General features: G+C 68.8%; 21 protein-coding genes, 1 tRNA gene and 4 pseudogenes. 10 read left to right on the forward strand and 16 right to left on the reverse strand.

Features of this window, described 5'->3' with window-relative positions; translation table 11 throughout:
* Positions 1-22: 22 nt before the first annotated feature.
* Positions 23-169: pseudogene (locus tag OIB37_RS00760) on the forward strand (thioredoxin family protein); the annotation flags it as partial.
* Between the two features lie 89 nt (positions 170-258).
* On the opposite strand, the gene OIB37_RS00765 reads toward OIB37_RS00760, so the two are convergent.
* Complete coding sequence (locus tag OIB37_RS00765) at positions 259-999, reverse strand: class I SAM-dependent methyltransferase (RefSeq protein ID WP_330455540.1); 741 nt, start codon at positions 997-999, stop codon at positions 259-261.
* A 143-nt stretch (positions 1000-1142) separates the two neighbouring features.
* Between OIB37_RS00765 and OIB37_RS00770 the strand changes: the two are divergent.
* A pseudogene (locus OIB37_RS00770) lies at positions 1143-1573 on the forward strand (helix-turn-helix domain-containing protein); the annotation flags it as partial.
* On the opposite strand, the pseudogene OIB37_RS00775 reads toward OIB37_RS00770, so the two are convergent.
* Positions 1574-2502 (reverse strand): annotated as a pseudogene (locus OIB37_RS00775) (NAD(P)H-quinone oxidoreductase); the annotation flags it as partial. It lies immediately after the preceding pseudogene.
* A gap of 614 nt (positions 2503-3116) precedes the next feature.
* On the opposite strand from OIB37_RS00775, the gene OIB37_RS00780 reads away from it, so the two are divergent.
* Positions 3117-3644, forward strand: coding sequence for a DUF488 domain-containing protein (locus tag OIB37_RS00780; protein ID WP_330455541.1), 528 nt, complete (start codon positions 3117-3119; stop codon positions 3642-3644).
* Positions 3645-3886: 242 nt separating this feature from the next.
* Here OIB37_RS00780 and OIB37_RS00785 read toward each other — a convergent pair whose 3' ends face one another.
* The 4 genes from OIB37_RS00785 to OIB37_RS00800 form a co-directional block, all read right to left on the reverse strand.
* Positions 3887-4075: a hypothetical protein gene (locus OIB37_RS00785; RefSeq protein WP_330455542.1), complete on the reverse strand. Its 189-nt coding sequence runs from the start codon at positions 4073-4075 to the stop codon at positions 3887-3889.
* Between the two features lie 338 nt (positions 4076-4413).
* Positions 4414-4932: a transglycosylase SLT domain-containing protein gene (locus OIB37_RS00790; RefSeq protein ID WP_330455543.1), complete on the reverse strand. Its 519-nt coding sequence runs from the start codon at positions 4930-4932 to the stop codon at positions 4414-4416.
* Between the two features lie 684 nt (positions 4933-5616).
* Complete coding sequence (locus OIB37_RS00795; RefSeq protein WP_330455544.1) at positions 5617-5889, reverse strand: hypothetical protein; 273 nt, start codon at positions 5887-5889, stop codon at positions 5617-5619.
* Positions 5890-6236: 347 nt separating this feature from the next.
* Positions 6237-6797 (reverse strand): TetR/AcrR family transcriptional regulator, encoded by a 561-nt coding sequence (locus tag OIB37_RS00800; RefSeq protein ID WP_330455545.1) that lies wholly within the window; start codon positions 6795-6797, stop codon positions 6237-6239.
* Between the two features lie 136 nt (positions 6798-6933).
* On the opposite strand from OIB37_RS00800, the gene uvrB reads away from it, so the two are divergent.
* Positions 6934-8871: an excinuclease ABC subunit UvrB gene (gene uvrB / locus OIB37_RS00805; protein ID WP_443058102.1), complete on the forward strand. Its 1938-nt coding sequence runs from the start codon at positions 6934-6936 to the stop codon at positions 8869-8871.
* Positions 8872-9192: 321 nt separating this feature from the next.
* On the opposite strand, the gene OIB37_RS00810 is transcribed toward uvrB, so the two are convergent.
* The 4 genes from OIB37_RS00810 to OIB37_RS00825 form a co-directional block, all read right to left on the reverse strand.
* A complete protein-coding gene (locus tag OIB37_RS00810) occupies positions 9193-9474 on the reverse strand; it encodes a hypothetical protein (RefSeq protein WP_330455546.1) in 282 nt (93 codons plus the stop codon).
* A gap of 80 nt (positions 9475-9554) precedes the next feature.
* On the reverse strand, positions 9555-9932 hold the full coding sequence (locus tag OIB37_RS00815; protein WP_330455547.1) for a fic family toxin-antitoxin system, toxin component: 378 nt from the start codon (positions 9930-9932) through the stop codon (positions 9555-9557).
* Positions 9932-10171, reverse strand: coding sequence for a hypothetical protein (locus OIB37_RS00820; protein WP_330455548.1), 240 nt, complete (start codon positions 10169-10171; stop codon positions 9932-9934). Before OIB37_RS00820 ends, OIB37_RS00815 begins: the two co-directional genes overlap by 1 nt.
* Before the next feature lie 546 nt (positions 10172-10717).
* Entirely contained in the window at positions 10718-13054 is a 2337-nt protein-coding gene (locus tag OIB37_RS00825) for a discoidin domain-containing protein (RefSeq protein ID WP_443058103.1), read from the reverse strand.
* Positions 13055-13205: 151 nt separating this feature from the next.
* Here OIB37_RS00825 and OIB37_RS00830 point away from each other — a divergent pair.
* The 3 genes and pseudogenes from OIB37_RS00830 to OIB37_RS00840 form a co-directional block, all read left to right on the forward strand.
* A pseudogene (locus OIB37_RS00830) lies at positions 13206-13343 on the forward strand (IS5/IS1182 family transposase); the annotation flags it as partial.
* 100 nt (positions 13344-13443) lie between these two features.
* Positions 13444-13773 (forward strand): DUF6924 domain-containing protein, encoded by a 330-nt coding sequence (locus OIB37_RS00835; protein WP_330462089.1) that lies wholly within the window; start codon positions 13444-13446, stop codon positions 13771-13773.
* 157 nt (positions 13774-13930) lie between these two features.
* Positions 13931-14007: transfer RNA gene (locus OIB37_RS00840), tRNA-Met, on the forward strand.
* Positions 14008-14207: 200 nt separating this feature from the next.
* On the opposite strand, the gene OIB37_RS00845 is transcribed toward OIB37_RS00840, so the two are convergent.
* Together OIB37_RS00845 and OIB37_RS00850 are read right to left on the reverse strand one after the other, a co-directional pair.
* A complete protein-coding gene (locus OIB37_RS00845) occupies positions 14208-14591 on the reverse strand; it encodes a nuclear transport factor 2 family protein (RefSeq protein WP_330455550.1) in 384 nt (127 codons plus the stop codon).
* A gap of 426 nt (positions 14592-15017) precedes the next feature.
* Complete coding sequence (locus OIB37_RS00850) at positions 15018-15641, reverse strand: TetR/AcrR family transcriptional regulator (RefSeq protein WP_330455551.1); 624 nt, start codon at positions 15639-15641, stop codon at positions 15018-15020.
* Between the two features lie 95 nt (positions 15642-15736).
* On the opposite strand from OIB37_RS00850, the gene OIB37_RS00855 reads away from it, so the two are divergent.
* Positions 15737-16981 (forward strand): NADH:flavin oxidoreductase/NADH oxidase family protein, encoded by a 1245-nt coding sequence (locus tag OIB37_RS00855; RefSeq protein ID WP_330455552.1) that lies wholly within the window; start codon positions 15737-15739, stop codon positions 16979-16981.
* A gap of 63 nt (positions 16982-17044) precedes the next feature.
* Positions 17045-17296: a hypothetical protein gene (locus OIB37_RS00860; RefSeq protein ID WP_330455553.1), complete on the forward strand. Its 252-nt coding sequence runs from the start codon at positions 17045-17047 to the stop codon at positions 17294-17296.
* Positions 17297-17399: 103 nt separating this feature from the next.
* Here OIB37_RS00860 and OIB37_RS00865 read toward each other — a convergent pair whose 3' ends face one another.
* The 4 genes from OIB37_RS00865 to OIB37_RS00880 all read right to left on the reverse strand — a co-directional run bounded on the left by OIB37_RS00865 (position 17400) and on the right by OIB37_RS00880 (position 20236).
* Positions 17400-17663, reverse strand: coding sequence for a polysaccharide lyase family 7 protein (locus OIB37_RS00865; protein ID WP_330455554.1), 264 nt, complete (start codon positions 17661-17663; stop codon positions 17400-17402).
* A 109-nt stretch (positions 17664-17772) separates the two neighbouring features.
* On the reverse strand, positions 17773-18885 hold the full coding sequence (locus OIB37_RS00870; RefSeq protein ID WP_330455555.1) for an AAA family ATPase: 1113 nt from the start codon (positions 18883-18885) through the stop codon (positions 17773-17775).
* Positions 18882-19559 carry a nicotinamide riboside transporter PnuC gene (gene pnuC, locus OIB37_RS00875; RefSeq protein WP_330455556.1) on the reverse strand — a complete coding sequence of 226 codons (678 nt, stop codon included), beginning with the start codon at positions 19557-19559 and terminating at the stop codon, positions 18882-18884. The genes OIB37_RS00870 and pnuC overlap by 4 nt, the downstream gene beginning before the upstream one ends.
* Positions 19560-19630: 71 nt before the next feature.
* Positions 19631-20236 (reverse strand): class I SAM-dependent methyltransferase, encoded by a 606-nt coding sequence (locus OIB37_RS00880; RefSeq protein WP_330461742.1) that lies wholly within the window; start codon positions 20234-20236, stop codon positions 19631-19633.
* A gap of 496 nt (positions 20237-20732) precedes the next feature.
* Here OIB37_RS00880 and OIB37_RS00885 point away from each other — a divergent pair, with 496 nt between their 5' ends.
* Positions 20733-21251, forward strand: a complete 519-nt coding sequence (locus tag OIB37_RS00885; RefSeq protein ID WP_330455557.1) for a hypothetical protein — start codon at positions 20733-20735, stop codon at positions 21249-21251.
* The last annotated feature ends 36 nt before the right edge of the window (positions 21252-21287 follow it).

The following is a 21287-nucleotide window of genomic DNA, read 5'->3' on the forward strand; positions in this document are numbered from 1 at the left end:
AGATCAAGTCAAGGAGCCTGCCGTGGCCGGCACCCTGCAGAACGTGACTGACGCCTCCTTCGACGAGGACGTCCTCAAGAGCGACAAGCCCGTCCTGGTGGACTTCTGGGCCGACTGGTGCGACCCGTGCCGCCACATCGCACCGTCCCTCGAAGCGATCGCGGCCGAGTAAGCCGACCCGCACCAGGCCATCGTGGCGTTCGGTGACGCCGTGTACGACGCCGCCTTCGACCTGGCGGGATGTCGGTGCGGCGGTGCTTACGGTTTGTGGGTTACCCAGAGCATTTCCGCCGGCCAGCGATGTGCCCAGTCAGGCGGGTCGGTTTGGTTGTAGCCGTTGGCTGTTCCGGGTTCGGGTCGCGGCTCGATGAGGTCGTCGATGACGAGACCTGCGCCGCGCAGGACCTTGATCCAGTCGCCGTAGGTGCGCTGATAGCTGACGGCGCCCTGGTCTTCGGCGATGGTGTCCAGCCCGAAGTAGTCCTGGTGCAGCGTCGTGGTCGCGCGGCTGGCGGCTTCGTCGTAGCAGGCTTCGAACCATGGGCTGGCGACGTTGAACACCAGGCGCCCACCGCGACGCAGGACGCGTGCGGCCTGCGGGACGGCCAGGTGCGGGGGCGCCCAGCTGAGCCCGCCGTAGTCACAGAACACCAGGTCGAAGCTGTCGGCGGCGAACGGGAGGTGTTCGGCGGCGCCTTGCACCAGCGGGTAGCGGGCCGCTCCCATCGCGCGAGCCGCCGCGGCGAGCTGGGCTTCGGACAGGTCGAGCCCGACCACGGTGGCGCCCTCAGCGGCGAGCACCCTGGACCACTGGCCGGCGCCGCAGCCGAGTTCGAGGACGCGCTTGCCGGTGACGTCGCCCAGGGCGTGCAGGTGCGCGTCGGGTATGGCGTACGTGCCCCACAGCCGTGGCGTCGCGCCGATCTGCGGGTCGTGCTTGTGCTGGTAGGCGCCGCTGATCTGATTCCAGAACCGCCGGTTGGCAGAGATGCTGTCCACGCGCCGACTCAAGCACTGCCTGCCGAGGGCGGTCAACACAATTGTGCTGCGACCGGGAAGGTTCACCGGTTCACGGGTTTCCTGTCTGGCTGCCGATGCGATCGGGTGGGATCGGTCGACCCGATCCAGCGTCAGGAGGCGTGGTGACACCACGGGTTCACGTCCGCAGGATCGCCGACTACGAGGGGCAGAAGCTGCAGCAGATCGCCTGGCGGGGCAGCACGAACAGCGTGCGCCACCGGCGGGCGATGATCCTGCTGGCTTCTGCGGGCGGCAACACCGCCCCGGTCATCGCCCGTCTCGTGGCCGCCGACGAGGACACCGTCCGCGATGTCATCCACCGCTGCAACGAGAACGGCCCGGCCTGCCTGGACCCTCGGTGGGCGGGAGGCCGTCCCCGCCTACTCAGCGATGACGACGCCGCCCCACCGCCGGCTCCTGCCGGGCCAAGCAGGGAAGACCGGCCCGGATACCGGCCACCTACCACCGCGAGCACGGCGTGACCTACTTCCACGGCTGTTACTCGCTCGGCGACGAACAACTGTGGGGCGTCAACCGCCGCTGCGAGGGCATCGGCGTCCGCCTGGACGGCACGCGGAATCCATTCGCGGTCGATGACGGGGCGGACTTTCCCTGAGGCGATCAGCGGCCAGACGTGCTCGCGTACGCCGGCGACGATGGCGGCCTTCTCCTCGAGTGGCCGGGCCCGCAGCGAGGTTGCGGTGACGGCCCCCTCCTTCATCAGCAGGGCGGCGATGTTCAGCTCGCCCTTGGTGCCGCCCTGGAGCCCGATGATCGCGAGACGGCCGTTGACGGCGAGGGCTGCGACGTTGCGGTCCAGGTACTCGCCGCCGCCCATGTTGTCGAGGATGACGTCGGCTCCCGCACCGTCGGTGGCCCGCTTGATCTCGATGACGCAGTCCTTCTCGTGGCAATTGATCAGGATGTCGGCGCCCAGCTCGGCGCAGAACTCCAGTTTCGCCTTCGACCCGGCGGTCACCGCGACGCGGGCGCCGATGGCCTTGGCCAGTTGGATCGCCATCGTGCCGATGCCGCCGGCGCCGTCTGCACCAGGAGCAGCTCGCCGGGGCGCAGGTGGGCGACCATGAAGACGTTCGACCAGACCGTGCAGACCACCTCGGGGAGCCCGGCCGCCTGGATGAGGGTGACGCCCTTGGGTACGGGCAGCAGCTGGCCGGCCGGGACGGCGACCTTCTCGGCATAGCCGCCGCCCGAGAGCAGTGCGCACACCTCTTCGCCGACGGACCAGCCGGAGACGCCGGGGCCGAGCGCGGCGATCGTGCCGGAGCACTCCAGACCGAGGTAGGGAGAGGCCCCGGGCGGCGGGTCGTAGACGCCCTGTCGCTGCATGATGTCGGCACGGTTGACGGCGGCAGCCACCACGTCGACCAGCACCTCGCCCTCGCCAGGCACCGGATCGGGCACCTCGCTCCAGGTCAGCTTCTCAGGCCCACCGGGTTCGGAAATCGTGATCGCGTGCATGTCTGCGACGCTACTCCCGCGAGCGAAAGCCGTCTCCCCGGCAGGTTCGACTGCGAGGTCGATCGTTGCGGCCATCCCGTCCGCCCCGCAGCATCCCGACGGCTGCACGGGCATCAGACGCGAGCAGTCCGATGCCCATCCACCCAGGCGACGGCCAACCGGCCCGCGGTGATGATGACGGGCATGTTCCGCAAGCCGTCGGTCGACCTCGGCCCTCCCGACGGGCTGGTGCGGAACCTTCGCCCCCCACCCCGCGCCGCCCGTCAACTGGGCGGCGGCCGCACGGGCCGCCATCGCCGTGGCGCTGCCCCTGGCGATCGGACTCGGCACCGGGCACTCGGCCAGCCGCTCTGCTGTCCGGGATGATCTCCACGATCGGCGCGGTCGCCTCGGTCTCGGCCCTGGTTGCACGCATCACGCCACGGAAAGTGACCCGCAATCGAGATCAAGAGCGAGAAGACTGACCACATCGCCATGCACAAGGGAAGCGCGCTGACGAAACTGTAGCCAGTCAGCGGTTGCACCTCAGGGGCAGAGCGTTCCGCCCCGGCTCCGCGCGGGATGATGTACGGACGACGCAGCGAAATGGGCGAACGAGTGGGCGAGGCGGCAGGATGGTGAACCGTATCTGCACGGTGGGACATTCGACACGTGATTTCGGCGAAGTGCTGGCGATGTTGCGGAACAACGAGATCACCTGCTTGGTGGATGTCCGTTCGTTCCCGTCGTCGAGGAAGTTTCCGCAATGGAACCAGGCGGAGATCATCCATGCCTTGCCTGACGACATCGAATACCGGTGGATCCCGAAACTGGGCGGCCGCCGGCACACCCCCGCGGGGGTGGCAAGCGCGAATGGCGCCTGGCAGGTGAAAGCGTTCCGTGACTACGCCGACTACATGGGCAGCGACGAATTCAAAGCGGGTCTGGACGAACTGCTCGAGCTGGCGGAACACGAGCGGCCGGCGATCATGTGCAGCGAGGCGGTGCCGTGGCGCTGCCATCGCAGGCTGATCACCGATGCGTTGATCGTGGCGGGCGCGGAGGTGGTGGACATCATGTCACCCACGGCGACGAAGCCGGCGGTCCTGCACAAGAACGCGCAGGTTCACGACGGACACCTGACCTACCCTCCACCCTGCTGAGGGCGACGTGAGCATCATTGAGGACGTCCGCGAAGCCGTCATCGCCATCCCGCCCGGGCTTGTCGCCTCCTACGGCGACATCGGCAAGCGGATCGGCGCGGGTCGGCGCCGCGCGTGCGGAGGTCGAAACGGCACGGCGCGCACAGCGGACCCATCGCCTCGGCCCGCTTGACCGTCCAGGCAGGCCAGTCCGCCGCGAAGCAGGACAGGCCCAGCATCACCATCCCGGCCGGCCTCGGCTCTCAGTACGTGAAGGCGAAGTCCGGCGATCCGGCCGGGAGTTCGCCGATCGGCTGCTGGAACGAGACCATCCAGCGCACCAGCCTCGGCAGTTCGGCGCCGGGGACGCGGACCTCCAGGCCCTTGCGGCGGCGCACCTCGCGCGCCACCGGCGGGCGGAGGGCGACGACGATCTCGTGGTACGCGTTCAAGGTGTCCGGATCCCGCGACAACTCCGCGGCGAACGCCGTCCACTCCCCAGTGTTTCTGGGTCACGGCCGGTCACGCCCCAGCACTTGGCATAGAAGTCGGTGTTCATCGGCAGGTCGAACAGGACGCGGTGCCCTGTGCCTTTCCCGTCGCGTACGTGCACGGCGTGGGCCGTGGTGTGCAGTTGCGGCCCGGCCGCCTTGGCGTTGCAGGCGTGGGGGTTGGTCGGCCATGGCTTGAGTGAGGGCAGGGCGGCCGTGGCCGTGGGGCGGATACGGCAGTGGCCCCCCGGCCGGATTCGGTCGGGGGGCCACTGGCGCTGCGCGGGTGAAGCGGCAGGTCAGTATGCGGAGTTGACGTTGTCGATCGAGCCGTAGCGGTGTGCGGCGTAGTTGGCGGCCGCGGTGATGTTCGCCACCGGGTCGGTCACGCTGTGCGCGGTGCCGGCCACGTGGTAGGTGTTGAACGTCGGGTCGATCACCTGCAGGAGGCCCTTGGAGGGGATGCCCTTCTGCGCGTTGACGTCCCAGTTGTTCTGGGCGTTGGGGTTGCCGCTGGACTCGCGCATGATGTTGCGGTGCAGGCCCTCGTAGCTGCCGGGGATGCCCTTGGCCTTCATGATGGCGAGGGACTGCTTGATCCAGCTGTCCAGGTTCCCCGAGGCACCCGCGCTCTTGGCGGCGGTGTGCGTGTGGTGGGAGACGGCCGTGACCGGGTGGGTGGTCTGCGGCGCCGGGGCGGCGAACGCGGACGTCGGCATCAGCGTCACAGCGGCAGCCGCGGCACCGGTGGCCACAAGGCCGGTCAGGGTGAGGTTACGCAGGCGGGCAGTACGGCGGGTAGCAAAGATCGCAGTCAAAAGGGGGTCTCTCCAGAGGACGTCGTTGAGGCACCGGCCCGAAATCGGTCGCGGCCTGTAGGGCGTCGGGGCGAGGCCCCGCAGCTGCCGGGCAGATAAGAAGCGGACCCACCCGGTGATCAACACCCGGTCCCGGTCCGCTGCTCCCGGCAACGACCTCCATGATTAACGGCGGACAATTCCCCACGCAACCATGTGACCTACTACCCCACTACGCAGAAATGTCTCGAATGTCCCGTTTTGACGTTTGCGGTGCTGCTCAGAGGGAAGCCCCGCTACGACCCTCGATAGGACGTGACCCACCCCCTATGAGCACCATCACCCCCCCACCCTCCAAACGACCAAGCCGGACCCAAAGACCCGACCACTCCACACCACCCACCAGGAGCGGACGACGGCCCGTCCCGCCGGGACGGCTCGCGGAGGTCCGGGGGACGCCGGCATCCCGCCCGTGACGGCGCACCAACCGCGGCCCGGCCGGTGGACAGCGACCTCCACGTCGAGGAATCCACCAAGCGGATGCCCCGCAACCAGCAAGATCCCGCTCCTGCCGCCCGGACGCTTCAAGAGCGGACCGGGGTCCAGGGAAAGCTGAGCGTCGGCCCGGCCGTTCCCGATACCCGCGCTGTTCGACGCGTTACTGAACTTGAACTCGTGATGTCGGGCGCGCAGGGCTGATGTGCGTCAGATGTGGGCCCTGACTTGCTGCACTGGATGTCCGAGCGCGTCCCCGATGGCAGTCAGTTCCTCGTCACTGAACCAGGCGCGCTCGGGGTTCCAGATGGCGATCTCGAATCGGGCAAAGCCACAGGGCCAGTCGTAGGCCAGTGCGTCCAGCGAGGTCGCGGTGCCACAGCAGGGAACCACCACGGCGAGGGTTGCGAAGCCGTCGTCGCAGTGCGCTTCGAGTAGATCGGCCCACCACTCGGTTTCGATCGACGCCCGCAGTGGGGACAACCGATCTTCTGCACTCGATTCGTCAGGCGGGAACCTCCTCCAGGCGACGCGATGCTACTGAACGCGCGTTCGGGTGCCAGGTTCCCGAGCCGGTCACTCCTCGAGAGCCAGGCCGGCGCCGACGAGAGGAGCTCGACGCCCCACCGGTCGAGCTCCATACAGCCGAGCTCGTTGATGCACAGGCTCTTCTTGATCCGTTCGCACTTGGCGAGGCTGTGGACCAATACCGCGTCGATGTTCGGGCGGACGTCGAAGTCGAACCTGCGAAGTGACTTGTGGCGACGCAACCGGGCAGCCCTGATCCGTCGCCTCGGACGTGGCGCCGGATCCTGCTCAGGGTTGGTGCTCTACGGGCCGTACGTGCCGACCAGTCGTAGTGCGGTGGACCGAGCGAGGGCGACGGGGTCCGGCGTGCCGAGTGCCTCGGCGAGGGTGAGTGCCGCGATTCCGTGGACGAGGGACCACACCGCCTCGCTGGTTGCGGCGCGGCCGGCCTCGCGCGTCGGGGGGATGCCCGCGTCGATCCTGGCTGCGAGCAGGTCGAATACGTGTCGGCGTGCGGCGCGGAAGGCGGCGTCGGTGTCGTGGACCAGATCCAGGCGGAACATCACGGCGTAGTAGCCGGGGTGCGTGATCGCGAATCCGACGTAGGTTCCGGCGGCCGCGTCCAGGCGGCCGCCTGCCTCTCCGGCGCTGAGGGCGGCGGCGAGCAGGTCGAAGCCCTGTGTCGCCAGAGCGGTGAAAAGCCCTCTCCGGTCCTTGAAGTGGTACGTCGGCGCGGCATGCGAGACGCCGGCCCGGCGTGCCAGGTCCCGTAGCGAGAGCGCGTCCGGGCCGGCGGCGGCGACGAGCTCGGCGGCGGTCGCCAAGACCTGGTTGCGCAGGTTTCCGTGATGGTACGGCGTCACGGCGGCACCGTACCGCCTGGACTAGTCATTGGCAAGATACTTGTCGTTGACAAGATTATGGCGAACGCGCAAACTAGACGGTGACTAGTTCTGTTTGTCCGCTTCTGTGCGGTTACATCGAGTCCAGGAGCGACCCGTGGCATTTCCTTCCGAGAATCGGCGCATCACGCTCGCCGACCACACCGCCGACGAGGTCATCCGCGCCGGCCGACCGTTCCAGGTGGTCTCCCGCCACTCCCCGTCCGGCGACCAGCCGCAGGCGATCGCCGAGCTGGAAGCCCACGTGCGGGCCGGGGAGAGCGACGTGGTGCTCCTCGGTGCCACGGGCACCGGAAAGTCCGCGACGACCGCCTGGCTCATCGAGAAGCTGCAGCGGCCCACGCTCGTGCTCGCGCCGAACAAGACGCTCGCCAGCCAGCTCGCGAACGAGTTGCGTGAACTGTTCCCGCACAACGCGGTGGAGTACTTCGTCTCCTTCTACGACCATTACCGGCCCGAGTCGTACGCCCCGAGCACCGACACGTACTTCGCGAAGGAGTCGATCTCCAACAAGGAGGTCGACCGGCTGCGGCACTCGGCGACCTGGTCGCTGCTCAGCCGCCGCGACGTGATCGTCGTGGCGTCCGTCTCGTGCATCTACGGCCTCGGCACGCCTCAGTCCTACCTCGACCGTTCGATCCGGCTGGCGGTGGGCGACACCATCGATCGCGAGGATCTGCTCGCGGCGCTGGTCGACATCCAGTACACGCGCACCGACTCGGAGCTGACCGGGGGCGGCTTCCGCGTCCGCGGCGACACCATCGACATCCACCCCGCCTACGAGCGCACGATGCTGCGGGTGGAGCTGTTCGGCGACACGGTCGAACGGCTGACCGTCGCCGATCCGGACACCGGCGAGCTGCGCGAGGTCGTCGACAAGACGCGCGTCTTCCCCGCCACCCACTACTTCGCCGGCCCCGAGCGGATGCGCGCGGCGGCCGACTCGATCCAGGCCGAGCTCGCGCAGCGGGTCTCGGAGCTGCGTCGCGGCGGCAAGCTGCTCGAGGCCGAGCGGCTGCGGGAACGGACGGAATACGACATCGAACTGATCCGGCACACGAAAGTCGCCTCCGGGATGGAGAACTACTCCCGGCACCTGGACGGGCGCGCCCCGGGCACTCCTCCGTCCACGCTCCTGGACTACTTCCCCGAGGACATGCTCGTCGTCATCGACGAGTCACACGTGACGGTGCCGCAGCTGTCCGGTATGAGCCACGGCGACGCCGCGCGCAAGAACACCCTGGTCGACCACGGATTCCGGCTGCCTTCCGCGCTGGACAACCGTCCGCTGACGTGGACGGAGTTCGCCGCGCGATGCCCGCAGCGGGTCTACCTGTCCGCGACACCGGGCAGGTTCGAGCTGACCGCCGCGCGGGGCGCGGTCGTCGAGCAGATCATCCGGCCGACCGGACTGCTCGATCCGCAGGTGATGGTCAAGCCGACCGCCGGCCAGATGGAGGACCTGGTCGCGCAGATCCGCGAACGGTCCACCCGCGGCGAGCGGACCTTGGTGACGACGTTGACCAAGCGGATGTCGGAGGAGCTGACCGACTACTTCGACTCTCATGGAGTCCGCGTCCGCTACCTGCACTCCGGCGTCAGCACCCTGCGCCGCGTCGAACTGCTCGCCGAGCTGCGCCGCGGCGACTACGACGTGCTGGTCGGCATCAACCTCCTGCGTGAGGGACTCGACCTGCCGGAGGTCTCGCTGGTCGCGATCCTCGATGCCGACCAGGACGGAATCTTCCGCTCGGACACGGCGCTGGTCCAGATGATCGGCCGCGCGGCGCGCAACGTCAACGGCGAAGTGCACATGTACGCGGATCGGATGACGCCCTCGATGCAGCGCGCCATCGACGAGACCGACCGGCGCCGGACGCTGCAGGCAGCCCACAACCGGACACACGGGATACGTCCGACCGCCCTGCGCAAGAAGATCGAGAACACGGTGGCCGCCCAATACCCGCAGGCACAGCACCCGACCACCGGCACGTCCTACAACCGCAGGATGGCGACAGGCAAACGGGCCGCTTGAGCGCCGACGGCAGTCGTGCGGGGGGGCTTCGGCGAGACCTCTGGGGTAGACCGGAATACGTTTCGCCGGCTCTGGCCTCCGCGTCACGTCGATCGGTGCGGTTGCACCACAACCTGGGCACCTTGATCGGCGTGATGCCGGGCGTGAACTGCTTCTGCGCCTACGCGAGGACACCCAGCGCATCACCCGCCGCGTCCACTACAAGCGCGTCGCCGGCACTCCCCTATCAATGGCCGCGATCCGTCCGGCGAGGGAGACAGGGACCCGGAACGGCACCCACAGCCCGACTGAGCGGCGTGACGGGCCCTTCGGATTCCGGCATCACTGCTTTGCCGACGTCTCCTCGTCGTCCGGCTCCTGGTGTTCCTCAACCAACTGCTCGATCTCCCGGGGGACCTCGTACAGCGCCTTCAGGACCAGACCCCACGCCCGGTCCCGCAGCTCCTCGGGTACCTCGTCTTCGATCTTCTCCGCGAGCCTGCCGATCTCGTCCCTGGCGTCATCCTCTGTGCCCGTGGTCGGCGCGGTCATCACCTCCCAGAGGAGCCGGCCCACCCCGGCCGCAACCCGGCCTATGTTGCCGAGCACCGAGCCCACATCCATCTGCGCTTCCTCCCCTTGGTGGTTGTTGTCCTGCTGCAGCGAGGGCCGCCCCCATGTGCGGGGCGGGCCATCGAGTCGTTTCAGGTGATGGTGGGCCAGGCCCGCAGCAGGGCGGCGATCTTCCCGGCGGTGCAGGCCGGGTCGAGGAGCAGGCCCTTGAGCGCGATGGCGTCCTCGCGGGCGGGTTTGACCGTGATTCCGGCGGCCTCGAGGTACATCACGCCGGTGGCGGCGGCGACTGCGAGGTTGGAGCGCTCCAGCCAGCGGCACCGGCCCAGTGTGTGCACCAGGGCGGCGGCTTTGGCGTAGGGGCCGTCGTAGACGGCCTGCTCGAACAGCTCGGCCCGGTGGCGGGCGACCGCCGAGATGGGAACTCCGTAGTCGTCAGGTGCCGGATCGTTCGCTCCGGCAGCCTCGGCGACCTGCAGGATCCAGGGCACGTCGATGTTCAGATCCATCAGGCCGCGCGTGCTCCCCGCGGTGCCTGCTGGGCGTCCTCGGCTTCGTCGAAGACGCTCTGATGTTCGGCCAGGAAGCGGGCGGCTGCGTCGACCGCGCGGGCACGCAGGCCGCTGGCGTCATCCTGGACGAGCCGGGCGAGGTAGTCCCCGATGCTCAGTCCGAGGTCGGCGGCGCGTTTCTTTGCGAGTTCCGCGATGTCTTCATCCACGCGCGCGCCCAGCTGTGTCTTCGCCATACCAGCATGGTAACAGCCGTTACCATCGGGTGTGGGTGACATGCAGCGGCAGGTGCACCCTCCTCCGTCCAGTCCCCGTCGAAGAGGGCGGCGACCAGGCGTACATGATCGTCGGGAAGTCGCCCGGCGCGGTGTCTCATGCGGGCCTGGGCGAGCCAGGAACCAATCTTGCCGGTGTAACCATCGACGCGAATGGTCTCGCGCGCGGCGGGAGCGCGGCCTTCGCGGTGGAGGAAGAGCTCCAGGAGCCGAACGGCCTGGGCGAAGGTGCGGCGGACCCAACGGGAGGTGGCGAGCGGGTTGGTGCCGGGAGTGAGGCCGAGGACGGTCATCAGCTGCTGCCGGCCAGGGGCGAAGGTGGACCAGGTGGTGAGCCGGCGGTCCAGCCAGGAGCCATCTCCACGCCGGCGAGCTGGGTGTCGCGGGTGAGAACGGCGGCAGATGGCAGATGCCCGCTGCTGTCGACCAGGGACAAGGCCTGGCGGCCCCGCTCCGGGTCAGGGTTCCGGAGCGGGGCCGCCGGAGTGCGTGGGCGGAACGCGGCTGTCAGCCGGTGTAGGCCTCCAGTTCGGCGAGTTGTGCCGCAGGCCAGCCGGTGTTGCCGGTGATGGTCACACGGAGGTAGCGGGTCGCAGTGCCGGTCAGGGCGATGGTCGTGGTGTTGCCGCTCGACGGGTCGAACGTGTATCCCGCCGACGACTTGAGCGTGCTGAACGTGGAGTTGTCGGTGCTGCCGAGGACGCTCAGCGTCTGGGTGCGCGTGGCCCACGCCGCTGCCGGCGGCAGCTTGAGCACGACACGCTTGACCGTCTTCGCGGCGCCCAGGTCGACGGTGACGGACTGCGGGAAGGCGTTGTTGGCGCTTTCCCAGTACGTGTCCGCGTTGCCGTCCACGGCCTTGGAGGCGGGGTAGACGTCGGTGTGACTCGTCTCGGTGACCGGCTGGTTCTTGGCGAGGTTGACGGTCGGGTCCGTCGGAGGATCGGTGGGCGGGTCGGTCGGCGGCGTGCCTCCGCCGGGGACTCCGCCGTTGGTCCACTGCGGAGCCGGCCAGGTTCCGGTGCAGGCGGGCGGGTCCGCGTACCAGCCACTGTTGCCGGCCCCGCGGGTGATGACGAAGCCGGAACCGACGCAGTTGTGGATGGGGTTGGACTGGGCGACGTGTGTGGCCGTGACGTTGGTGAAGGAGGCCGTGCCCGTCGACTGGATCTGCAGGGCGTAGGTACCCGTCCCGTCGATCCGGACGTTCTCGAAGTGCAGCCCCTTCGTCGCGCCCTCGATGTTCATGATGGCGGCGTAGGAACTGTCGAGGATCTCGCTGTCCGCGATGTTGATCGTCGCGTCCAGGGCCTCGTTGAGGCCGCTGAACCAGACCGCGCCCACGCCGAACTGCCAGTTGTAGTCGTTGTTCCCGGTCCGGATCAGGGTGTTGCGGGCGGCCGTCGTGGTGCCGGAAACGGCCGTGCCCTGACCGGAGTTGACACCGGGATACCGGTTGGCGACGTGCAGGCCGCCGCCGTTGGTGATCGTGTCCGCCATCACGTTGTCCGAGATGGTGATGTCCTTGCCGCCGTACGTGACGATGTTGTTGGCGAGGATCGGCAGGATCACCGTGTTGAAGGTGAACTTGTTCTTGACGTTCGGGACGTTCTCCGCCCACATCGCCAGGCCGTCGTCACCGGTGTTGCGTACGAACGTGTTGGTGACCGTGGAGTTGGTGACGCCCATGTGGAAGTTCACGCCGTCCGCGGTCTGGTCGAGGATGCGGCTGTTCTTGATGGTGAAATTGTCCATCGGCCCGTCCATCCAGGCCCCGCACTTGGTGTGCTGCATCCACACGTCGTCGACGGTGGAGTTGGACAGCGCGCCGCCGATGGCGTTCACCTGGTCGTCGTCGACGCGCTCGCGGATGTCTCCGAGAATGGCGAAGTCCTTGAGCGTGACGTTCTTGCTGCCGCCCTGGTTCGCGTACTTGCCGTACACGCCCACGGCCTTGGCCCGGTTCACCGGGTCGCGGCCGGTGAGGACGCTGTACCAGGGGCCCGCGCCGGCCAGTGTCACCTGGTCGACGACGATGTGGTCGCGCACCTGGAAGGTGCCCTGGGGGATGTAGACGGTCTTGCCCTGTGCCTTGCCCGCGTCGACCGCCGCCTGGATCTTGGCGGTCGAGTCGGCCGCTCCGGTCGGGTCGGCGCCGAAGTCGCTGACGACGTCCAGGGCTCCGGACGGCTTGCCGATGGGGGCGCCCACCTGCTCGAAGTCCGCGAGGTCGATGGTGAACGTCGGTGAGGCGCTGGTGGACGACACCTGCAGGCGCACCTTGGTCCCGATCGGCAGGGTCGAGCCGAGCAGGGTGCGGGTCTCGTCGTAGAAGTGGTGGGGGTTGGTGTCGCCCGGGTTGTTGTTGAACGGATAACCGCCGTAGTACCAGCCGTACTTGGAGGTCACCGGGACGGTCTTGAGCTGGGTTCCGTTGATCTTCAGGTCGAGGCTCGCGTCGCGGCCGGTACCGGCGGAGTTGTCGGGCAGTGAATAGCGGAACGACATCGCGTTGGCCGGCGCTGCCAGGGTGAACTCGACGTACTCGCCCGTCGCGTCCAGTGTCACCGCCTGCCGCCCGGACGCCTCGGAGGGGAGATGCCCGTAGAGGCGGTCCGGGCCGATGAGGGTGCCGTTGGTGGCGGCGTACTCGGCCTCCTGCTCCTTGAACGGGACGGTAGCGCCGCGGCCGGATATGCCGACCGGGGAAGGCGCGGGCACCCCGGCCGCGAGGGCGTCGGGTGCGAGTGCCACGGCGACGACCGTGCCGGCCGCGGCGAGCGCGAGGGACACGGCCGCAGCCATGCCTCGGCGCAGGGATCTGCCATTGGGGGGTGAAGTCACTGGCGTGCGTCCTTAAGGCTCGTGGGGTGAGCGGACGCAAGAAGGCTAGAAGCGGCGAGAAAGAGAGTCTATGAACGTGCGCAAGATTGATACAAAAGGCCGCAGATAATCGACGGGTGCCGGTGCCGTCCGCCTACGCGGCGACATGCCCGAGCACCGCCTCCACGGGGTGAACGACCAGGTCGTCACCGACTCCGAAGGCACCGTGCTGTGGATCTCGCCCGCGCTGCCGGGCCGCCCCCACGACCTGACCGCGGCCCGCACCCACCGCATCATCCGGATCTGCGAGGTGCACGCGGCGATGCCACTGCGGGCGTTCTCGTCCTGGATAGCCCGCCGGTTCGATCTCGCGGAGGGACCGTTGCGGGTGTTCCTGCGGATGTGGTGCGGTGAGGTCGCCGCCTACCTGCGAGCCCGGTACGCCCCAGAGCGGCTGGCACGAGGCATCCGCGCACGGAGAGGGCCGCGGCGTCGTCTACCTCGCCGACCGCGTCACCATGCAGGAGACCCCTGTCACGTTGCTGGCGTTGTCCCTGCTGACCAGGGATCGGTGCGAAAGTGACGAGGAGTTCGAGGCGTACGGCGGCGCGTTCCGCGTGATGCCGTACGGAATCCACGAGATGAACGCGAACCTGATGATCGCCAACCTGGACTTCGGCGATTTCGCCGACGCGGCCAGGAATGATCCCGAGGGCGTCTTCCGAGGATTTGCCGGCTGAAGCTCAGCCGGCACCCGCACCGGCCGGTGCTCCGGCGCCGATGCCGGAGCACAGTGCCACGGCGTGGCCCCGGCGGTGCAGAAGGCCCTCTCGTCCACTGCACGGCGTCACTCGGTGAAACCTTCCCCTGATCGCAAGGTAGGATGGTGATTACCGACGCGGGGTGGAGCAGCTCGGTAGCTCGCTGGGCTCATAACCCAGAGGTCGCAGGTTCAAATCCTGTCCCCGCTACCAACGACAGGGCCCGGTCTCACGAGACCGGGCCCTGTCGCATGTCATACGCCGAACGTGACGTCCCCTGGATGTTGCGAGTGGAGCCGGACGGCCGTCCTGGGGCCCGCCGGCCGGCGGCGTCCGCCAGAGGCCGCGGACCACCCCAAGGCGTCCATGACCGCATCGAAGACGGTGGTGGGGTCGTCGAACAGGCTCCTGCCTCATGCATCCGGCACAGGCGTGGCCTGGTGGTAGTACATCCGCCAACCGGAGGCGTCATCCGACTTCCGCCAGATCGAGCTCCTCCGGGCTCGCCTGCCATCGAGCATGGTTTCGAACGTCAGGTGCACAATCCCCGGCGCCAATACGGTGCCGGTCATCTCGGTAGGCACGTACTGCGGGCCATCGTCGGCCGCACCCTGCATGACCGGCAGCGCCGCGAGCATCGACTGGCGATCCCACCTGCGCCCCGAGGCGCCTACTTCCACGAACTCCGGATCGAGGAGTTGATCCGCCAATGCCCTGGAGGACCGCCCGGCCGGACTCAGCAACTGCAACTCTCGCTCGATGACCTCGGCCACGCTGCTTTCCCTGTCCACGTTCATCGGAGCATCTTGCCCCAGCTGACCTGGGCATTCGCAAGCGAATTGAGGAGCCGGCCGCGCAGGTTGTCCTGCTGAACCGGCGCAATGCCGCCCGCTGAAGACGATGCCCCATACCTGTTGACAGGACCAGAGGTACTCAGTCGCGCCGGCCAACTGTGCAAAGGTGCCGGCCGGTCGGCCGGTGAGGCGAGCGACATGGTCGGTGGTGCGGGTCGAGTCCGGTCGAAGTGGGCCGTCGACCACGTGGCCGAGTGCAGCCAAAAACCGAAGCGGGGCGGTTTCGTCGAGTCCGCGTCGGCGTGCGCCGGATCAGGCCGGTTGAAAGGAGGCGGCCGCAGCGCGGATGAAGGTCATGGCGGCGCGGCCGAATACCGCCCCGACACCGCCCTGCCCGCTCGCCGGCCCGTGCCGATGGCGCGTGACCCGCTATACCGGCGCCTGCCTGTCCGATGCGGCTGCCGCCTGTGACATCGCCGCAGGGGCGGTGAACAGTGCATGGACGGCGGCGCGGACCTGGTCGGCGACCACCTCGGGGGTGGAGGTGTCGAGCTTGCCGTCCAGGTGCAGGAACGCCAGGCCGTGGACGAGGGCCCATACCGTCGTCGCAAGCGCGTCCGGATCGGCGCCGGGGAACGCGCCGCGGACGACACCCCGGACGTACTCCGAGATGGCAGCGGTCGCGCTGACCCGTTCCTCGCTGGTCGGATCACAGGGCTCGGCGAACATCACCCGGAACATCGCCGGGCGCTCCAGTGCGAAACGCACGTAGGCAACGGCGATCGCGGCGAGCTCGTCGGGAGTCGTGGGCAAGGGATGCGCCGCGGACAGATGTTCGGCGAGTTCGCGGTAGCCCTCCGCGGCGACAGCGGAGACCAGCGCGTCACGGTCCGCGTAATGGCGGTAGGGAGCCGTCGCCGACACTCCCGCCCGCCGCGCAACCGCCCGCAGCGACAGCCCGGCGCTGCCGTCCTCCTCCAGCAGTTCCCGCGCGGCGCGCAGGCAGGCGGCGCGCAGATCGCCGTGGTGATACGAGCTGCTCGCTTGCGACATAGGTCACGCTCCCTCATGTTTACGTCGCTTACATCGCCGACCTAATGTGAACGCTGCATACATCGTAAGCGATCGAGATCGAGAGGGGACCTCGGATGACCAGCGAGCTGTTCTCGCCATTGTCCCTGCGCTCCGGCCAGGTACTGAACAACCGGATCGCCAAGGCGGCCATGGAGGAGAACATGGCCGGCGACGGCCAGCTCCCCGACAAGGAGCTGATCGGGCTGTACCGCCGCTGGGCGAAGGGCGGCAGCGGACTGCTCATCACCGGCAACGTCATGGTCCACGCCGAGGCACTGACCGGCCCCGCCGGCGTGGTGCTCGACGAGGCCGCGCCGCTGGAGCCGTTCGTCGAGTGGGCCAAGGCCGGCAAGGCCGGTGGCGGGGCGATCTGGATGCAGATCAACCACCCCGGTCGCCAGATCGGGTCCGACATGCCCGGCGTCGTATGGGGCCCGTCCGCGGTTGCCCTCGACCTGGGCAAGCACAGCAGCCGCTTCGGCAAGCCCGTCGCCATGACCCCCGAGCAGATCCAGGCCACCGTGACCCGGTACGCGGTCACCGCCCAACGCGCCGAACAGGCCGGTTTCGACGGTGTTGAGGTCCACGCCGCGCACGGCTACCTGCTCTCACAGTTCCTCTCCCCCCTGGTCAACAAGCGCACCGACCAGTGGGGCGGCTCGCTGGAGAACCGGGCCCGAATGCTGCTGGACGTGGTCCGCGCCGTGCGCGCCGCCGTCTCCCCGTCCTTCGCGGTCGCCGTGAAGCTCAACTCCGCCGACTTCCAGCGCGGCGGCTTCGACGCCGACGACGCACGCCAGGTGATCGAGATGCTCGCACCGCTCGCCGTCGACCTGGTCGAACTGTCCGGCGGCAGCTACGAGAGCCCGGCGATGTCCGGCCGCGCCGCCGACGCGCGCACCCAGGCCCGCGAGGCCTACTTCCTCGACCTCGCGAAGGACCTGGTCAAGACCAGCCCGCTGCCGCTGATGCTCACCGGCGGCATCACCCGACGCGAGACCGCCGACAGGGTCCTCGACAGCGGCGTGGCGGTCATCGGCATGGGCACCGCCCTCGCCGTCACCCCGGACCTGCCCGACCGCTGGCGCCACGGCCGCGAGGCCGACGACCAGCTGCGACCGGTCACCTGGTCCGACAAGGCCCTCGCCTCTGCCGCCGGCATGGCACAGGTCCGCCACCAGATGCGCCGCATCGCCCGCGGAAGCCGCCCCACGCCGCACACCCACCCGGCGATCGCCCTCATCTCCGAGCAGCGAAAGCAGCGACGGGCCCTGCGCCGCTACCGCGCCTGGCTGTCCGCCTCACAGGGCGCCGCGTAAGCGGTCACCACTGGAAGGGCCCCAGGTGCTCGTCGCTCGCCGCGACCACCTGGGGCCCTTCTGGTGTGTCGCCACACCACTCATCACAGGGGAACGGCGGCCGAGGCCCTCCAGGCCGGGGTCGACCTGGTCAAGCACGCCCGTGACCTCGACGAGTCCGTCGCCGTGGACGTCTGCCTGGCGGACGCCTCCCGGGCCGGCACCTCCCTCATGGGTTCCTACGCCCAGGCGATGACGAGCGCCGGCGCGGGTCTGGTCGTGCTCGCCGACACGGTCGATGCCCAACTCCCCGACGCCCGCTCACGGCCTCGGTGAGGGCAGCGCCGAGGGGGGCCTTGAGGCGTGGAGGTCGTGGGCGGGCGTCGAGGTTGCCGGTCCCTCGTTCCCGGCTCCGGACGAGCGCTCCGCTCGATCAACCTCAGGTATGGCTGACGGTGACGCTGTAGGCGTTGGTCTCACCGTAGTTGGTGGAACTGCAGGGGCTGGAGTTTGTGCAGTTGGCCTGGACGTAGGCGCCGGCCTTGAAGTAGTTGCCGGAGCCGGTGTACGCGATCGTCGCCTCCAGGGTGCCGTTGTAGTACGCCTTGATCTGGCCGTCGCTGACGACGTACTTGGCCTCATAGACGGACGTGCGGGCGCAGCGGACGCGTGGCCCGGCCAGGTCGGCCCGTCTCTCCCCCACCTCGGCCGCGTGAGCAGTCCGCTCATGACGAACCGGAGCAACACCGGCCTTCCGCAGCACGGGCAAGGCCCGGATCTCCCCCGTAACCGTGAACCGGGCACCTGATACGTCAGCCGAGCGGATCCGCCAGGTCCCAGCCGTCGAGCAGAAGCCGGTCGACGGCACGGAGCGCGGCGGCCACGCGTGTGGGGCGGTCGCCTCGCAGTTCGAGCCACGCGGCGCCGGAGGCGGTGAGGACATCGCGGAAGCGTTCGGTCATCCAGGGGCGCAGGTGTTCACCGTCGCGCAGGCCGTCGTCGTCGAAGGGAACGCCCTCGTCGGAGGTGAGCAGGTAAAGGGCGCGCGGCGGCATGGCCGCGGCCGCCTTCCGGACGGGGTCGGTGGCGCGGCCTCTGTAGCGTTCCTGCCAGACGGCCGTGGCCAACGCGTCGGTGTCGCACACGAGCACCGGTCCGCCGGTGCGGGCCGCGTGCTGCTCGCTCTGGTTCTGACGGTGTGCGACCAGCTCGAAGTCCGTGTCGTGCCACTCCAGGTCGGACATGGCCGGCAGCGGCTCGGCGGGGCGGGCGACCGCGCGGGCGGAGGCGAGTTTGGCAACGGTCAGTTCGCGTCCGTACTCGGGTACCCAGCGGGTGAGCGCGTGCGGGCCGCCGCGGGCCCGCAGGGCGGTGGCGAGGTCCCGGGAGAGCGTGGTCGTACCGGTGGACTCCGCGCCGAGGACGACGACGCGCCGGGCGAGCCAGGCGCGCACCGGCGGTTCGATCTCCTCCCAGCGACCGACGGGGTCGGCCCGGACCTGGGTGCCGGAGACCGCGAAGGTGGTACGGCCGAGGTCCAGCAGGACCGGTGCGGCGTCGAAGCGGCGAGCGAGTTCGGTGCAGTAGGGCTCGGAGCTGAAGACCGCGTCCACGTCGGGGGCGGGCGGGGCGGCGGCGACGGCCTCGCGCATCAGGGCGACATGGCCGTCCCAGGCGGTTTCGCTGTCGTAGTCCACCGGCAGGTCGTCGACGATGCCGACGACGGCGACGTGGGGATCGCCGGCCCAGTGCTCGCTGATCCAGGCGACGCGTTCCGCGAGGGGTATCGACTCGTGACCGGCCGCCATGACGACGACCGTGACGCGCGCGCAGGCGTCCGCGGCGGAGCGGATCAGGAAGTGGTGACCGGAGTGGGGTGGATAGAACTTGCCGATGACCAGCCCGTGGGCGAAGGACGATCTCATGCGGTCACCGTCCGGTCCGGGACGGTTTCTCCGTCGGAGGGTCGGGCGGCGGCCAGTTCGCGCCGCCAGGACCGCCATCCGGTCAGGCACATGGCCAGGAACAACGTGTAGACGATGGCGGTGAGGTCCAGCGCTTTGACGAAGTAGAGGGGGATGTAGACGAGGTCGGCGGCGATCCAGAACCACCAGTTCTCGATCTGCTTCGCGTTGAGCAGCCACTGCGCGGCCAGCGACAGCGCCGTGGTGAGCGCGTCCCAGAAGGGCGCGACGTCGTGGACACGTGTCAGCAGCACCGTCAGCCCCCAGGTGGCCAGGACCACCAGTGCCGCCAGGACGAGCAGCGAAGACCTGGACGCGTGGCCCATGCGCAGGCGCGAGCGCCGCTCTCCGCCACGCAGCCACATCAGCCAGCCGTAGGCGGCGAGGACCAGGTAGACGACCTGGAGTGCGGCGTCCGCGTAGAGGCGGGCACTCCAGAACAGCACCAGGAAGAAGAGGTTGTTGGCGATGCCCACGGGGAAGTTCCACACACTGACCCTGACGCACAGCCACACGCAGACGGCCCCCGTGCCGAAGCCGAGCAGCTCGGACCATGTGACGGCATCCTGGCCGACCTGGAACAACTGGTGGTTCAGTGGCGCGACCAAGGCGCCGAGCGCGTCCGAGACAGACATGCCGTCCTCACCCCTCCCATTAACGTCTGAGTGACGATAAACGGGAGGGGGTCAGCTTCGCAAGGCCCGCCTCACCTGCGGTGGACGCTGACGGCATAACCGCCGCCGTCGTACGGGTCCGCGTCCCAGGTGGCGAAGCGGTCGACGAGGGTGAGACCGGCCTCGGCGCAGCACTTGTCGTACTCCGGCAAAGCAATGCCGGGCGGCACCGGCAGATGGGCCCGGTCCAGGCCGAAGCCGGCGACGAGCAGACCGCCCGGGCGCAGCACCGCGGCCAGGCGCTCGACCGCATGAGCCTCGGTACCGGCGGCGAGCAGCGGGAACACGTTGCCCGCGACGACCACGAGATCGAAGTCCGCGACGATGCCGAGCAGGTCCGGGTCGAACTCGGTCAGATCCGCCTGGAACCAGGGAAGTTCCGGCACCTCCCGCCGCGCCACCGCCAGCATCGACGCGTCGAGATCCACCCCGACGCAGTCGTACCCCAGCTCCGCGAGCCGGATCATGACCCGCCCGGTACCGCACCCGGCGTCCAGCACGCGCGCCCCCGCGGGCACGAGCGCGGCACAGAAGCGCGCCTCACCGTGCACGTCCTCGCCGCCCTCGGCCAGTGCCGCGAACCGTGCGGCATAGGCGTGCCCGGACGTCCCTCCGGTCAGCTCTTCCCAACGGTTCATGACAGCAGCATAGATTGAGATCTCCGGCAGCGGCTGCCGCCATTCACCCAACTCGGCAACGAGTACCCGGCGGGCCAGCCGCCGGGTCCGACCCCACCCCTCGTCGACGGACAACGCATCTCGCGTCCATCGATCAGCGTTCTGCGCACCGCTCATCTCACTGAGAACAGCGTCGATCTTCCTCAAGTCAGGCAGAACACCGCAACCGAGTTGCCCTTCGGCCACCAAGGCTTCAGCCATGCCGAAGGCATGATCGAAATCCAGGGCGATCTCATCCGTCACCACCTCGTGCTTGGCCAGCCACGCAACCTGAGACGGGGCATCAGCGGCCAGCACGGCCAGCGACTCGAGCAACAAGCGCCGACGGAACAAAGGACCGGAGCTCTCCATCACACGATCGTCGCACGCGTCCACCTGCCCGAGGCCACTTCAAGTGGTGTCAGTGGGGCAGGGCATGATCCGGTGAATGAGCTGCACACGGTGGACTTCGGATCGCATGTTTGTCTCGTACTGCCAGTACTACCTGCAGGGCGATGACTTCCTCACCGTTTACGACGACGCCGACACGGTTGGGCGGATCCTTGAGGGCAACAGCCTGGCGGCTGGAGGCCCGGAACATCTCACTGTGTTCGCTGGAACGCACACCGGCTGGATCCGTCTCACTACCGAGCAGTGTGCGGAGGAACCTCCTCCGCCGGGGCCGGAGTGGGAGACCGCAGTAGACGTGAGCATCTACAGCACGAGCGGAGACCTGCGACTGTTCCGGTGGGGCGGTGATGTGGAGGAGGCCGCGGGTAACTTCGCGACCGTCGGCAAGGGCTGGTATCGCGTCCGGGTTCAGGCACGCGGACGAGACGAGGGCGAAGGGCATGAGGGCGACGACCCCGTGGAGGAGCATTACTTGAGCGTGTGGCCGGCACCGCCGCAAGCCGACGTCGTCCACCGCGCCGACGATGCCTTCGCCCGTGCTCACTATGACCCCGCCCGGCCCCCGGTGGAGCCATTTCAACCGTGAGCGCGTTCGCCTATGGGCTCCTGATTTTCCCAGCCG

It is taken from the genome of Streptomyces sp. NBC_00820 (genome assembly GCF_036347055.1).
Taxonomy (GTDB): Bacteria; Actinomycetota; Actinomycetes; order Streptomycetales; family Streptomycetaceae; genus Streptomyces.